The sequence below is a fragment of the Sphingopyxis sp. genome (assembly GCF_036261875.1).
Lineage (GTDB): Bacteria > Pseudomonadota > Alphaproteobacteria > Sphingomonadales > Sphingomonadaceae > Sphingopyxis.
The window spans coordinates 20,031-34,076 of record NZ_DATAJZ010000003.1 but is presented as its reverse complement, the minus strand read 5'-3'; the positions used below and the strand labels follow the sequence as shown (position 1 = coordinate 34,076).

The 14,046-nt window shown below is 64.3% G+C and carries 13 protein-coding genes; 1 reads left to right on the top strand and 12 read right to left on the bottom strand.

The features are described 5' to 3' along the window. Positions 1–109: 109 nt before the first annotated feature. From VHO04_RS00510 to VHO04_RS00490, 5 genes are read right to left on the bottom strand one after another with little or no spacing between them, the layout of a single operon-like run. Positions 110–2,497 (bottom strand): TonB-dependent receptor, encoded by a 2,388-nt coding sequence (locus VHO04_RS00510; protein ID WP_329626541.1) that lies wholly within the window; start codon positions 2,495–2,497, stop codon positions 110–112. A 4-nt stretch (positions 2,498–2,501) separates the two neighbouring features. Beyond that, positions 2,502–3,455, bottom strand: a complete 954-nt coding sequence (locus VHO04_RS00505; RefSeq protein ID WP_329626540.1) for a FecR family protein — start codon at positions 3,453–3,455, stop codon at positions 2,502–2,504. After that, complete coding sequence (locus VHO04_RS00500; RefSeq protein WP_257549230.1) at positions 3,439–4,134, bottom strand: RNA polymerase sigma factor; 696 nt, start codon at positions 4,132–4,134, stop codon at positions 3,439–3,441. Before VHO04_RS00500 ends, VHO04_RS00505 begins: the two co-directional genes overlap by 17 nt. Next, entirely contained in the window at positions 4,131–5,456 is a 1,326-nt protein-coding gene (locus VHO04_RS00495; protein ID WP_257549228.1) for a lipopolysaccharide biosynthesis protein, read from the bottom strand. Before VHO04_RS00495 ends, VHO04_RS00500 begins: the two co-directional genes overlap by 4 nt. Next, on the bottom strand, positions 5,437–6,639 hold the full coding sequence (locus VHO04_RS00490; protein ID WP_257549226.1) for a hypothetical protein: 1,203 nt from the start codon (positions 6,637–6,639) through the stop codon (positions 5,437–5,439). The genes VHO04_RS00495 and VHO04_RS00490 overlap by 20 nt, the downstream gene beginning before the upstream one ends. An 87-nt stretch (positions 6,640–6,726) precedes the next feature. Here VHO04_RS00490 and VHO04_RS00485 point away from each other — a divergent pair, with 87 nt between their 5' ends. Beyond that, positions 6,727–7,458 carry an HAD family hydrolase gene (locus tag VHO04_RS00485; protein WP_257549224.1) on the top strand — a complete coding sequence of 244 codons (732 nt, stop codon included), beginning with the start codon at positions 6,727–6,729 and terminating at the stop codon, positions 7,456–7,458. Positions 7,459–7,617: 159 nt separating this feature from the next. Here VHO04_RS00485 and VHO04_RS00480 read toward each other — a convergent pair whose 3' ends face one another. The 7 genes from VHO04_RS00480 to VHO04_RS00450 all read right to left on the bottom strand — a co-directional run bounded on the left by VHO04_RS00480 (position 7,618) and on the right by VHO04_RS00450 (position 13,979). Further along, the gene (locus VHO04_RS00480) at positions 7,618–8,817 is read right to left on the bottom strand and encodes an LptF/LptG family permease (protein WP_329626539.1); all 1,200 of its coding nucleotides are present in this window, start codon (positions 8,815–8,817) and stop codon (positions 7,618–7,620) included. Next, a complete protein-coding gene (locus VHO04_RS00475; protein WP_329626538.1) occupies positions 8,817–9,989 on the bottom strand; it encodes a glycosyltransferase in 1,173 nt (390 codons plus the stop codon). The genes VHO04_RS00480 and VHO04_RS00475 overlap by 1 nt, the downstream gene beginning before the upstream one ends. Further along, entirely contained in the window at positions 9,986–10,501 is a 516-nt protein-coding gene (locus VHO04_RS00470) for a DUF2141 domain-containing protein (RefSeq protein WP_329626537.1), read from the bottom strand. The genes VHO04_RS00475 and VHO04_RS00470 overlap by 4 nt, the downstream gene beginning before the upstream one ends. Before the next feature lie 2 nt (positions 10,502–10,503). Further along, the gene (locus tag VHO04_RS00465; RefSeq protein WP_329626536.1) at positions 10,504–11,424 is read right to left on the bottom strand and encodes a hypothetical protein; all 921 of its coding nucleotides are present in this window, start codon (positions 11,422–11,424) and stop codon (positions 10,504–10,506) included. 67 nt (positions 11,425–11,491) lie between these two features. Continuing rightward, entirely contained in the window at positions 11,492–12,244 is a 753-nt protein-coding gene (locus VHO04_RS00460) for a polysaccharide deacetylase family protein (protein WP_329626535.1), read from the bottom strand. Continuing rightward, positions 12,241–13,347: a glycosyltransferase gene (locus tag VHO04_RS00455; protein ID WP_329626534.1), complete on the bottom strand. Its 1,107-nt coding sequence runs from the start codon at positions 13,345–13,347 to the stop codon at positions 12,241–12,243. Before VHO04_RS00455 ends, VHO04_RS00460 begins: the two co-directional genes overlap by 4 nt. Positions 13,348–13,349: 2 nt before the next feature. Then, positions 13,350–13,979, bottom strand: a complete 630-nt coding sequence (locus VHO04_RS00450; protein WP_257549209.1) for a hypothetical protein — start codon at positions 13,977–13,979, stop codon at positions 13,350–13,352. Positions 13,980–14,046 lie beyond the last annotated feature (67 nt).

Sequence of the window (14,046 nt, the reverse complement as noted above, 5' to 3'; positions counted from 1 at the left end):
ATACCGGCCGCTAGTTTGCTCGACTTGGCCGGTTGCGGTCAGGCAGCTTTCGAATGAGGAACTGACAAAGCTGTCGTGACACTTATCGATTTCAAGCGGATGTGGCCCCTCAGAATCCTGCCCGAATACCCAATCGTACCGTCAGTGGTCGCAGCGGCGTGATCTGCTTGCCGTCGGCGACGGTGAATGGGTTGCCATAGGAGAAGGTATTACCGCTGGCATCGAGCAGGTTCGTGGCATCCAGCGAGATGGCCCAGCCTTGCGATGCGACAAGCGACGCCGACAGGTCGACCTGGGTCGTTTCGCCATGTTCGAGGATGAGTGGCGCCGTCGTCCCCAGGCTCGACGCGCCGATCAGGCGGACGGTACCGTCGAGCTTGAAGGTAAGGCTGGAGGACAAGGGCCTCTCCCAAGCCGCGCTGAAACGCGCACCGGTCCGCGCAATATTAGGCAGCGGCCGTTCGTCGGCCTCTTCGAGCCCTTCGGCAGGGTTGGTCAGCGCGCTGCGATTGACGAACATCGCGCCATCGAAGAACAGGCGATCGGTCGCATGCCAGCGGCCGTTGATTTCAGCACCGTAGACCGTGCCGCGTCCGATATTTTCGGTAAAGGGCAGCCCGTCGACCCCGATCAGATCGGCCTGGATACTAGTCCAGATCGAATAGGAGGTCGTGATGCCGCCTGAGAAGCGGGACGTGGCAGTATCGGCTTCGCTCCCGAACCTGATTCCGAGCTCCGCGGTGTGGATCGAATCCGAATCGAAGCGCTGCGCGGTGTTGACCCGCCCCCCGGTGATCGCGATGCCGCCGCTCCGAAAGCCGCTTTGGTAGCGGAGAAAAGTTAGAAGTTCGGGGTTCGGTTTCCACGACAGCGCAGCGGTCGGGAGGACACGAACCTGCCGACGCTTCGGTTCGAAATCCTGATCCGAGCCACCCATCAACTCGCCGATCGTCTCAGCAAAGACGACACGTCCGCCGAGTGTCCCGGACAGGCGCGGAGCGATCTGCTGCGTCGCTTCGCCGAAGACGGCGACCTCGGTCTTCTGGTTGCGCAGCCGCGCGAGCGTGACGGGCGCGTCGAGCGGACCGAGACGACGGTCGATGCGGTCGATGTTGTGGACGAGACCGAGCCCCACGACCCAGCTGTTGCCGAACGGCCCGCGGTGCGAAAGTCGCGTCTCGTGGGTCAGCAGGCGAATTTCCTCATGCCCTTCGAAAATCTGCACCTCGGGATTGCCGCCAAATCCGGTCGCATCGAAGGTTTCCGACAAGCCATGGTCAACGATACCCGTCGATGAGATGAGCTTGAGATCGCTCCAGTCTTTGGCAATCTCGAACCCCGCCGCCTTGAAATCATTGTCATACGGCTGCGGGATATTTGCAGCATGGGTCCGACGCGGCTGATCGGACTCGGCATATTGGCCGTCGCGGGTGTCGATATTCTGGAGCAACGCGTTGACATCGATCGTCCAATTATCTCCCGGTTCAATTCGCAAGTTTGCGCGTGCGCCATCGATGCGGGTCCGGTTGGTATTCTCGGTCCCCAACGTGCTATTGTCGATATAGCCGCCTTCGACCTGTTTGTAGCCGACGACGCGAAGCGCCACCCGGTCGGTCAGGATCGGGAGATTGACCATTCCCTCGATATCATATCCCGGCTCGGCTCCTCGCGTGAACGATCGACCTGCGGTTGCCGAAGCGTGAAAGCCACCCGCGTCCGCCATTTTCGGAACGATCCGAATGATCCCGCCAAGCGCTCCGGCGCCATAGAGCGTGCCTTGGGGGCCCTCGATCACTTCGATGCGGTCGATATCATAGAGGCGCAGGTCAGGCTCGGGCGCATTATAGGTGAGCCGAAGGTCACCGAGATAGATACCAACGGTCGACTGGGTCGGTCCGGAAAAGCTGCTGTCGGCGATTCCGCGCACAAACAATTTGTTGCGGCCCGGCCCCAGATTGGTCGAGGTCAAGGTCGGGATGCGCGCGACAAAGGCAGCAGTGCCCTGACTCTCTCCAATACCGACGCTGCCTACCGACTCGATATGCGCGGTGCCCGGATAGCTGTCGAGCGGCTGGCCTTGCTTGGTCGCAGTAACGATGATTTCAACGGGCGGCGTCATCGTTGCCTCGATACGCGGCGCGGGGGGTGCAAGCTTCGGAGGCGCCACGGGCTTCGGCCTCGCCTGCGCCTGCGGCGCCGGAATGATACGAACGGTCTCGGCATCGACGATCCGGTAGGTAAAACCGGTACCTCGCAGCATCATGGTGAGCGCCTGTGCGATCGTCATCCGGCCGCGAACCGGCTTGCTGCGCACACCTGCCAGACGCTGATCGATGCCGCCGATAGAAATTTGCGTCTCGTTTCCGAGCGTGATCAAGGCATTGTCGAGACGCTGGGCCGGAATATTAAAGTTGCGGCTTTCCGCCGCCGCCGCCGCCGCCGGGCTCGCAGTAACGATGGCGATTGCCGCGGCAGGAAGAAAATGATTCCAGGTCACCGGATTAGCGCGTCAATTGCCATCCTTTGGCACTATGGCGGGCATGGACGCCAAGCAAGGACTCCAGTTGCCGGAAGAGCTTCGCTTCGTCGCGATCGATGCGGATAACGCCCGAAAAGCGCCGGCTTGTCAGATCCGGCGAAACAGTCACCGGCGTGCCAAGCGAACGCGAGAGATCGAGCGCGATCGTGGTGAGCGGCGCATCATGATAACTCAGCCTCCCCTGCCGCCACCCGCCGACCGAAGCCGGGTCGATGGCCGTCACCACCGCCTTGGACTTGCCGCGCTGGACACGGAGCTGTTTGCCCGCCGTTACCGTGACCGCTTGGGCGCCCGGATCATATTGGATGCTGCCTTCGGACACGCCGACTTCCAGGCCGTTTACCGACTGGCGCACGTTGAAGATCGTGCCGAGATCACGGAGCGTTCCGTCGCCCGTCTCGACGACGAACGGCCGCGCGCTGTCATGCTTGATCGTGAAGATCGCCTCGCCGCTGTCGAGGCGCGCGAAGCGTTCGGCCTTGCGATCGAGGTGAATAGTGGTGCCACCGTTGAGGCCGATCGTCGATCCATCGCCAAGAGCGATTTCGCGTGTTTCGCCGGGCTGGGTCGAAATCACTTCCACTCCAGGCGATCGAAAAAGCATAGGCGACAAGAACAGCGCGAGGACGAGACTCGCCGCGATCGAGAGAAAAGCGGTGCGCCGATACCAGGGCCGGGCACCGGGCTCGTTGTCATTGGTCAGCAGCGGCTCATATGCCTCGGGCGCACTGGTTTCGGCCAGTTCTTCCGAAAGACGCTCGTCGGCGAGCGCGACGGCATCATAGGCATCGGCGTGCGTCGGATCGGCTTCCATCCAGGCCGTGAACTCGGCCCACAGCGCGCCGTCGGCCGCCGGCCCTTGCAACCGTACATGCCATGCGACGGCCTCGTCCACGATGCTACCGGTCCCCATCATCAATTCCTTCGGCCACTTGACGTTGCGGCGCGTCGATATCCACATCCAGCTGCTGTTTGAGCTCCAGAACCGCGCGGTACCCCCGTTGCAAATGCTTCTCCACCGCGCTCACGCTGATCCCCATTTGGGCGGCGATCTGCTTTTGTGGCACGCCATCGATCCGCACGGCGCGAAACGCGAAGGCGGTGCGCTCGGGCAAGGCGTCGAGCACCGCATCGACCCGCCTCAGCTGGTCGCGGGCCACAAGCATGCGTTCGGCCGATGGCTGCGCATCGCGCGGTGCGGCCATGCTGCCGTCGATATGCCCCTTCGTCCATTCCTGCTCGCGCGCGATGCGGCGCTGCGCCGAGCGGCGCCGGTCGAGGACCAGATTCTCCGCGGTTCGATAGAGATAGGCGAGCGGCTCGGCGATCAGGCTCGCGTCGATACCGGCGAGCTTCAGCCACAGTTCCTGCAGGATGTCTTCACCGTCTCCATCGCCTCGAAGACGAACGCGCAAATAGCGCGACAAAGCTGGCCGATTGGCCATGAATATCGCTTCGAGCCCGCCGGATCTATTCATTAAACGCTGCGCTCTTTCGTCTTCGTCCTTGCGGCAAGGCATAGTGTCTGCCTCATATGGCGCGAATATGAAAGGCGTGAGGCTGCACGAAGCGGTTAAGGCGAACGGCGCGCTCATTGCGGACGATCCGTAACCCGCCACAGAGCGAAACCGAGCAGGCCCGCAGCGACCAACGCCTGCAGCAGGGCATGATAACCGGCACCCACGAGCCCTGCAGAGCGGGTAAACAGGGGCAGCAGCGGCATGAGGCCAAGTCCGGCGATTATATTTGCCCTCACCGACAAGCCGGGTCGCCCGATGGCGATCAGCGCTGCACTTGTCGGTGGCCCTGCCATCGCGACGACGCGGGCGAGCGTCAGCCAGAGCATGACCCCGGCAGCGTCGGCGAAGGCTTGCCCGCCGATCAATATTGCGATTTCGCGCGAAAAGAAAGCGAGGATGACGAGAAGAGGCAGCGCCGTGGCGAACGCAATGCCGATGCACCGGCCGAGCGCCTGCCGGATAACGAGACCCGCGCCGCCGCCAGCCGCGAGGCGCGCGAGCTCGGCATAGGCGGCTTGCCCCAACATTTGCGCAGGCTGCGAAATGACGATCGTCGCGCGGTGGGCGATCGAATAGAGGCCCGCCGCTGCCGGGCCGAGCATTGCCCCGACAATGAGCGGTGTCAGCCGTCCGGTCAGGTCGCCAAGCATGATATCGGCATTGGCGGTGAGCATGAAGCGGCCCAGCCCCTCATGCTCGCGCCGCGCGTCCGCGATGGCGCCTAGCAAGGGCTGATCGAGCATATGACGACGGGCGAGATAGATCGCCGCAATCCATAGCGACGCGCCCTCGAGAAGCGCAGCGACGAGCCACGCAACGAGGAAGGCCGTGAGCCCCAGATCGAAGACGATGATGATCAGCGTCCCGAGCAGCCGCATCACCGGGGTGACGATATTGTGAAGCGCGAGGAGGTCGAAGCGCCGTAGTATCTGCAAATAACCGCCCGGCGTCGCGCGCACTGTCGCCAGAACGGCAAAGCAATAGGGGACCGCGAGCGCCTGCGCGTCCGCCGACCATCCGAGCAGCGGGCCGACGAGCGGCACCGCAAGCGCTGCGACAATGACGGAGGCGACGCCCGCCGCCAGTTCGATGGCGCCGGCAAAGCGAAGCAGCCGGATGAGCTTCGCATGATCGGTCTCGGCGGGCTGGACCCCGTAGCGAACGATCGCGTGCCAGCCCGGAAAGGCGATGAGGCCGCCGATCAGCATCGCGAAATAATTGACGAGCACCAGCACGCCATATTGTTCGGGGCCGAGGACACGCGCGGCGACGACGACATAGATGAGACTGATCAGGCCGGCCGCAGCCTTGCCGCCAAGCAGGAGGCCGAGATTTTCGTAGATGCGGCGAACCGGTCCCGGCGGCGCCTTTGCGGTCTCAGTAAGCAAGGCGGCCATCGGGGGACCTGCCCTCGGGCATGACGCCGCGCGCGAGGCAAGCGATCGCACGGGCGGCGCGCGCCGACGATGGCTCGGCGGTGAGGTCGAACGTATGGTCGAAGAGTCGGCGCTGCACGGACCGATAGCGGCCCGGGTGATCCGCCACCGCTTCCTCCAAACCGCGACCGAGGTCGCCGGCTCCCGAGATCACCGGCCCCGATTGCCAATGGGCGAAATTGGGATCCCGGTCGGGGTCGATGCCGTGGCTGTTGAGGAAAAGACAGGGCCGCGGCGATTTCAAAAACTCGTAGATCTGGCTGCTTACGTCGCCGAGATAGATGTCCGCGCCGTTGGTGTAGCTCATGTCGGTCAGCGCGGCGCTGCCGAGATCGATATGGATATTGGGCGCCGCCGCATATCGCCTGTGCAGGTTGCCGGGCAGGCCGAAGCGGAGCTTGTCGATCGTCACCGCCATCCGCCGCTCGAACATCATGATGTGCGGCGCGAAAATCAGATTGTAACGATCGGAACCAAGGAAATAGTCGAGTACCGCGCGGCCCTGCTTGTACCAGGATGAGAGATGCGGCGAGACGTGCGGATTGTAGAGGACGATCGGCCGATTGCTGCCGCGAAACTTGATCGGCCGTCCCTGCCCTGCCGCGATATCGAATTTGGGATAGCCGGTGATCGTCAGGCGATCCGGGCACACGCCCGCTTCCCGGGTCAGCCTGTCCCGGATTTTCGGGCCTGCCGCCAGGATATGATCGAACAGCGCCGCGGACTTGCCGAAGCCGATCGCCCGGTCACCGGCGCCATGATCGGTCAGCACCATGCGGAGCGATGAAAGGCCGTAGCGCGTCTTGAGGATGAGCGACGTCCGCTCGGTCACGACAAGCAAATCGAGCGAGCGGAAGAAGTCGAGATTGTCACGATATACCAACAATTTGGCGGCCGGAAGAATCGATCCGAGCACTGCGTTGAGGCTCCGCGACGCAGCCGAATTCAGACCAAGCGCGACAAGCCGGATGCCAGCCGGCACAGTGCCGCCCATCAACCGGATCGCCTCGCGCGCCAGCAGATCACTGGTGGTCGCGACCATGATATCGGCGCCCGTGCCTGCGCGCGCCAGGGCCATAGCGACCGGCAAGCTGTGCGCCATCTGATGAATCTGGTCGTGGTTGAAGAGAAAGCCGATCCGCATAGGGAGAACGACGCCGCGGCGGCCTGATATCCACAGCAAGTGCGGAAAATAATTCGGGCGGCGTCGTTCCTGCGGAGGAAGTCGCCCATGACATCATCGCGTCCGCTCTCGATCTTCGATCTCGATCGCACCTTGACCATCCACGGGACCTGGTCGCCGTTCCTGCTTTTCGCTGCGCGGCGGCATGCGCCGTGGCGCCTCGTCTTCGTCCCGCTCGTGGTCGCCTTGATGGCGGCGTACAAGGCCCGCTTGCTGTCGCGCAAACAGCTCAAGCAGGCGATGCAGCGCCTTATGCTCGGAAGCGCTGTCGATCTCGACACAATAACCGATCTCGCGGGCGCCTATGCCGAGCAGAGTCTTGCACAAAATATCCATCGGGATGGCGTTGTGAACATCGCAGCCGAGAAAACAGCCGGGCGCCGCGTCGTCATCGCATCGGCCGCGCACCTGTTCTATCTCGAGGCCATCGCCGAGCGGCTCGGCGTCACCGATGTGGTCGGTACGGGGTCGATGTGGCGCGGGCGCGACCTCACGCCCCGGATCGCCGGCGCGAATTGCTACGGCGCGGACAAGCGTCGCATGCTCGAACATTGGCTGGCGAGTCAGGAGATCGATCGCGTGGACGTCCACATCCGCTTCTTTTCGGACGATCTTTCCGACCTTCCTACCTTCGAATGGGCCGATGAAGCGGTGGCGGTCAATCCGTCGCGCCGGTTGCTCCATATGGCCTTGCGACGGGGATGGACGGTCTATGACTGGCGTCAGCCAAAAGCTGCGCCCGTGCGAAGCCTGCACGAGCGGCGCTCCATTCGCGGCTGACGGGCAACCCTCATCTCCGACAATTGCGTGTCGCGAAGCGCAGCAGGTTCCACCAGACGGGGGCATGGGGAAGCCAATGAAAGGCGTTCGCCTCGCGTGAGCCGTCATCCGGCTGCGCCGACGGCTTTGGCGGATTGCTGTGCTGCGGACCCGGTGCCGTCATCGACCAGCCGACAATATCGGCTGCCGGTCGGTGGGCAGCCGCATCATCAGGCGGTCGAGGCCGAACCAGCGCGACAGATGCCGCGCGGGTTGGCTCGCCGACACCAGCATCGCCTCGATGGCGCCGGGCCCGCGACGGATCTGGGCGCGAAGCATCGCGAGCGCAACACAGGCAAAGCCAAACAGGATCGCGACCTGAAACAGGGGCGCTAACGCGTTGGCGCCATCCTCGATCGCGACGATCGTCTGGACGAAGCCCACAATCAGCATGATGCCGAGGCCCAGCCCAAGCGCGGACGTCGATCGCTTGGGCGGAACACCGAGGGCAAAACCGAAGAGCGGGACAAGAGCGATAAAGGCGGCGGTCACAAACCGGCTACCGAACGCTGCGCGGGCTGCCGCGCGTTCGGGCTCGGTCGGGGCGTGAGACGCGGCGCGCCACAGATCGCCGAACATGAGCCGGTCGTTTCGATGGCGCGGCGTCATATGGACGGGCTTGGCGGCCATCAACTCTATGGGCATCGCCATCGCTTGAAACGACGTGACTTCGAGTCGGCCGCTGGGGGACGTCACGACCACATGGCCATCGAACAGGCGCAACAAGACCCCCTCGTGCCCGCCATTGATCACCCGCCCTTCGCGCGCGGCAGCCGTCAGGCTGCGGCTCTGCACAAGAAGTCCGCGAAAAATGCCCGTGCTCCTGTCGACGGCATCGACATGAAACATCGTCCCGGGCCTGGGACGCAGAAACTCGCCCGGCGCGATCGACAGGCCGAGATTGCCAAGCGCGATCGACGTGCCGAGCGCATCGAGCCGCTGCTCGCCGGCCGGTTCTATATAAGCGCGAAGGCCGACATGCAGCAGCGCTACCGCCAGCCCGAACATCAGCGGCGCGCGGAGCAAGCGACGGGGGGAGAGACCGATCGACGCAAATATGTCGAGTTCGCCCTGAAGAGCGAAGTCGCGAAAGACGACCGCGACCGATACGAACACGGCAATCAGCAGGCCAAGCCCGAGATATTCGGGAACAAGATAGAGCATCAGCTTGATCAGCACGGCGACGGGCTGCTCGACATTGCCAAGCAACGCCATCAGCCGGCGGCTGTTCTCGAGTGTCAGCAACAAGACAATTACAGCGCTGACGGCGAGAAAGGGCCGTGCGAGCCGCCGCGCGATATAAAGATCGATCGCGGACATCAGGCCGCCCGGCGGAGCGACGCGAACGAACGATAGCGGCCGAACAGCGCGCCGAAATGATCGTCGATCAGCGGCACGCCCCCGGCGCGCCGGGCGACGGCCGCAGCGAGCGCTGCCGGATCGCGCGCGAGGAGCCGTCCGATCGCATGCGCCGCAGCGCCTGCATCGCCCGCTTCGTAGAGTTCGCCATTGTCGCTGCGCACGAAGTCCGACGCGCCGCCTTCGTCGGGGACGATCAACGGCAGACCCGATGCCGCGGCCTCCGCCGCGACAAGGCCGAAGGTTTCGGCTTCGCAGCCGTGGATCAGCGCGTCGGCGCTGGCCATCACGCGTGCCAGCAAGGCGCGATCGGCGACCGGCGCAAGGAGATGGACGTGCGGATTACTGCCGATCTGGCGGACGAGCCGTGCACGGTCGCGGCCGTCACCGACAAGGACCAGGCCGATCGGACGATGCTGTGACGCCGCGAGGCAGGCATCGATCACCAGCGGCCAACGCTTTTCGCCGCTGTGGCGGCCAACCCCGATCAACAGGGTCGCGCTTTCCGGGAGCGCGCAGCGCGCGAGAAGATCCCGCCGCAGGCCGGGATCGCGGTGCGCCGGCGAGAAGAGCCCCGGATCGACTCCCATGGGTATCGTCTCGACTCCCGCCACACCGCCCGCCCTGAGCCGCGCCGAAAGATGGCGATTGGCGCTGACGACGCTGTCGAAGCGCGCACCCAGCCGGCGCAGATGGCGCCAGAAGAGATCGAAGCTCTTGTCGATCGTCTTGCGGCTGCCGAACCGCCCGAACCAGCGATAGGCATAGGCAGCTAGCGGATCGGCATGCATGATCAGGGCCCGCGGCGCATCGCCCTGCCAGTCGGCGACGATATTGGCGGTGCGCCAGGGCGATGAGGCTTCGACCACATCGGGGCGTTCGGCGTCGAGGCGCGCATGAACGGCCGCGGCGTCGTCGAAATAGCGATAGCGCCGGTCGACGAGCAATTGCGGGCTCGCAATATGGACGATCGTGCCGCCGCCCGCCCGCCGCTCGACCCGATCATGCGAGCCTGGCGCAATGACGACGATTTCATGTCCCATCGCGGCGCCGATCGCGAGCTTGCGGTCGATATAGGTTTTCACCCCGCCGCCGTGCGGCGTATAAAAGGCGCAGACGTCGACGATCTTCATTTGCGTTCCAGTGGCTTATATCTCAGCCCGCTCAGATAATTCATGACGACCTCGGTGCGTGTTGGCCCCGCGCCCACCACGACCGACGCGGCAGCCGCCTTCGGCTTTGACCAGCCGAGCTTCGGATTGCCGCCGAACCCGAGCCCGTCGGACAATTTGTCCCATTTGAGATTATGGTTGCGATCGTGCAGGACCGACAGGCTGTACCGGCCGGGTGCCGGGACGCGCAGACAGAGGGTGACGGGCCCCGATGGCGGCAGTTCCAGGTCCACTCGCCGGAACAATTTTTGCGCGTTGATCAGGACCGCATCGTCGGCAAGGAAATCACTGTCGTTCGCCGGATAGAGTTCGGCGCGTACCAGGCCCTTGCGATCCTTGAGGCCGATCACCGATACGAGGACCGCCGGACCCGTTTCATTCGTCCGGCACGCGGCCCCGGCCTTGCCCAGCGACGGGTCGGGTTTGACGGGGGCTGCCGCCACCAGCAACAGCGCCATGGGTGCAATCGCCATTTTCACGACCGATGCGCCTTCGCAAGTTCCGAGAGCGTCAAAACGGCGCCGAGAAGAAGGTGCACGAGCAGGATCAATCCGGCGATCATTGCGATCAGCGGCCCGATCGCGCCGTCGTGCCCGATCAGGAAGAGCGCAACGCTGGCGAAAACAATATCCTTGTTTGGCACGAAAGGCAGGCGCGTTACGAGCAGTTGCAGTGTGGCGAGGAGGAGCAACGAGCCCATGGGCACGGCCGGCAAGGCGCTGTGCCACATCACGCCCGAGAGCAAGGTGGTCAGCAGCAGCCGGCCGGCATGGACGCCAAAGATCATCTTCAGGTCGGAGCGGGATAGCGAGAAGATGCGGTGGCTGAAGGCGAGCAGGGCGAGCGAGAGCCCCATGATGACCGCCGCCGACAGCGCAACGGTGTGGCCATGGAATTCGGGGGCCACCTCTCCGATGACCGGCCAGGCAAGCGCGAGCATCGCCAGGGTCATTAGATTGCCGGCGACCGCCGACAGGATGCTGACATCCTTGATCGCGCCGAAAGGCGCCGCCGCCATCTTTGCATGGCGCCGCGCCCAGCCGTAGAAATAGGCCTCACCGCTATAGCCGAACAATATCTCGTTGCTGACGAGCTTGCGCAGCAGCGCAGCGAAACCGGTGCGCGGAATGTTCCACAGGCGCCGGAATATCAGCCATTCGGAGGCCGGCAGCGCGAAATAATAAGCAGCAAAGGCAATCCAGAAGACCGGCGACGCGGGGACACCCCGCACGAGTCCGGCCAAGCCGATGCTCGAAAGCTTCGAGCCGAGCGCGGCAAGGAGCGCGAGCGACAGGCCGAGAGAAAGATATTTTTGCCAGGGATGTTGCTCTTGGAGGAGAGGACGAAGGCGCTCTGCCCATCTATTTGGCGTTGCACCCAATGCTTGAGAAGCCATCGATCACCTTTTGGCAGGGGTCACTGAGGGACTGACGCCAAGCCCCCGGTAAATCCGCACCAGCGATTCAGAAAAATCGGCCGGATGCCAGGTCTGCGTAGGCGGCCGGCTGGTGCGACCGCGTAAAAGCACCGAGCGCGCGAATAATCTCGCGCATCAACCGCGGCGAATCGACGTCGTGCGGATGGACCGCGAGACGGACCGTCGATGCACGTGCGAGCAGCGTCGTTGCGAGGCGCGACCACAGGATCGAGCTCGCGATGCGCAGGCGCGACCGGCTCGCGTAGGTCACGACCGGCCCGCGCGCGAAAACCGCGAAATTCTGGGGATTCCAGACGCGAAAATGATCTTCGATCAAGCGTATATCCTGCGCCGCGAGCGCGGCGAGACTATCCTCTCCATAGAGCCACGCAGGCGCGACAAACCCGTCGATCGGCCGGCCGATCACCTGTTCGATCATATCGCGGCCTTCCCCTATTCGCGCTTCGGCCTCGCGCGTCGAGAGGCCGAGGAATTCACCCTCGCCGGCCGTCATGCGCGAAGCCTTCCAGCGGGTGGCCGCGCCTGCATGGCGGCTCTCGTCGATGTGAGTGAAACCATGCAGGAATATTTCGCAGCCCGCGTCGGCCCAGCCGCGCAGGCGGCGGGCGAACTTCGGATCGTCCGTCAACAGGCCCTGCCGATGAAAATCGGGAACGACAAGGAGGGCGTAGCGTCCCGGACCCACGGCCGCTTCGACGATCGGAACGAGGCGGTCCAGACGCTCGGCATGAACCGGCGTGACATCATGGATCGAGGCCAGCAGGCGGCGCGCGGTCATCGAGCCAGCCGGTCAAAGAGCGCCAGATATTCGGCCGCCGAGGCACCAAGCCTGTGGCGATCCGTGATCTTGCGCGCTGCATTTGGTGCAGGAGGCGACCGGCGGAGCTGCGCGACGATCGCCCCGGCGATGGCTTCGGGTTGCCGCTGGCGAACGATCGCCCCCAGTTCGGGCGACGGGAAGATTTCGGGCAAGGCGAGCGAACAATCGGTGGTCACGATCGGGACCCCCGCCGCGATCGCTTCGACGAGGACCGCGGGATAGCCTTCATAATGCGAGCTCATCAGATAGAGGTCCGCCTGCGCAAGATAGGGCGCGATATCGGGAACATGGCCCGGCATCTCGACGCGCGCCGCGACACCCAGCCTTTCGGCTTCGCGATCGAGCCGTCCGCGCAGCGGCCCTTCGCCCAGGATCAACAACCGTGCCCTCAGCGCCGAAGGGAGTTCGGCGAAGGCACGGAGGGCGGTGATCAGATCCTTCTGCGGCGCGAGCCGCGCGGCGCAGAGGATGAGCGGCGCGGGTTCGAGGCCGGCACGGCTGTGCGGGGCGGCGGCATCGTCCTCGAGGATGGGCTCGGCGATTTCAATCACGGCATGGCCCGGAAATACCGACCGCGCTTCGTCAAGCAACGAAGGCGACATCGCGACCAGCATGTCGATCGGCGCGGCGGCGAGCCGGATCGCCGCATCGGCGAGCCCGCATATGTGGTGGCGAATCCCTGCCCGGCGGATCGGGTTGCTGAGCTTGTTGACGAAAATTGGCCGCTTGGCGAAGCGTCGGCGCGCGAGGAAGGCGAGGATGATGAGGTGAAAATTGCCCGGCGAAAAGATGATATCGGGCGCCTCGGCCCGCACGATCCGCGCCATCCGCCACCCGAGTTGCATGCGCGACCAGGGGCTGCGCAATGTTTCGGGCGAGCAGGTCCTGACCGCGACGCCGGGGCCGACGAGCGCGCGTGCCGCGCCCGTCTGCGTTCCGCAAATGATCGTCACCCGCCGCCCCAGTTCCGCCCAGCGATTGGCGAGGCGAATGGCGATGCGTTCGCTGCCTCCGGTCGAGAAATCATGGAGGATGATCGCGATATGCTCGGCATGGGTCATGGTCAGAATTTCTGCCTCAGAAAGATCTGGACGCGCGCGTCCTGGCGCTGGATGTCGCGATCTTGCTGATCGCGAAAATCGATGCCCACCGACAGGCGTCCGGGCTCCCCTGCGGGATATAGACTGGCCGTCAGCCCCCAGCCGCGAACCTCGCGAGGCGCGCCGCCGGCAAGGTCGGTGATGCGCTCGACGGCCGTCCGCCTGTTCGCAGGACCGGTGTCGAACAGCGTGCCCGCCAGATCGAGGCGATCATCGCGGGTCCAGTGCAGGGCGACGGCGCGCTCGTCGGTACGATAATAGCGGTGCGGGCCGACGATGAACGCCGGATGCCACCGCTGGGCGACATAGGTGCCTGCGAGCGTCAGCGTGTCGCGATCCGAGATATCCCGGGACAGGTCGGCACCGATCGCCATCATCGCGAAGCGCTGATACTCGAAACTTTGCCCGGCCATTCGCGCGGACTCCGACCGTCCGCGCATGGCGGCCAGATGAAAGGCTCCGCCGTCCCATTCGCGGCCGCCCGATTGGCTCCTGATGGTGCCGAGCATCGCGACGTCGCCGTTCAGCATGATGATGGGAGAAGGAGCTGCCGGGATATGATCGGCCGAAAAGGCCGCAACCGGTGACCGCATCGATGTTCGCCCGTAATGTACGGGCGCGCTATGCGTGACAGCAATATTCGGCGCTGCCTCCTGCGCC

Coding starts and splice junctions, on each gene's coding strand:
- VHO04_RS00460 (WP_329626535.1), bottom strand. CDS start 12,244: ATGACCGCGCGCCGCCTGCTGGCCTCGATCCATGATGTCACGCCGGTT.
- VHO04_RS00475 (WP_329626538.1), bottom strand. CDS start 9,989: ATGAAGATCGTCGACGTCTGCGCCTTTTATACGCCGCACGGCGGCGGG.
- VHO04_RS00485 (WP_257549224.1), top strand. CDS start 6,727: ATGACATCATCGCGTCCGCTCTCGATCTTCGATCTCGATCGCACCTTG.
- VHO04_RS00505 (WP_329626540.1), bottom strand. CDS start 3,455: ATGATGGGGACCGGTAGCATCGTGGACGAGGCCGTCGCATGGCATGTA.
- VHO04_RS00465 (WP_329626536.1), bottom strand. CDS start 11,424: ATGGCTTCTCAAGCATTGGGTGCAACGCCAAATAGATGGGCAGAGCGC.
- VHO04_RS00455 (WP_329626534.1), bottom strand. CDS start 13,347: ATGACCCATGCCGAGCATATCGCGATCATCCTCCATGATTTCTCGACC.
- VHO04_RS00480 (WP_329626539.1), bottom strand. CDS start 8,817: ATGTCCGCGATCGATCTTTATATCGCGCGGCGGCTCGCACGGCCCTTT.
- VHO04_RS00490 (WP_257549226.1), bottom strand. CDS start 6,639: ATGCGGATCGGCTTTCTCTTCAACCACGACCAGATTCATCAGATGGCG.
- VHO04_RS00500 (WP_257549230.1), bottom strand. CDS start 4,134: ATGAGCGCGCCGTTCGCCTTAACCGCTTCGTGCAGCCTCACGCCTTTC.
- VHO04_RS00450 (WP_257549209.1), bottom strand. CDS start 13,979: ATGCGGTCACCGGTTGCGGCCTTTTCGGCCGATCATATCCCGGCAGCT.
- VHO04_RS00495 (WP_257549228.1), bottom strand. CDS start 5,456: ATGGCCGCCTTGCTTACTGAGACCGCAAAGGCGCCGCCGGGACCGGTT.
- VHO04_RS00470 (WP_329626537.1), bottom strand. CDS start 10,501: ATGGCGATTGCACCCATGGCGCTGTTGCTGGTGGCGGCAGCCCCCGTC.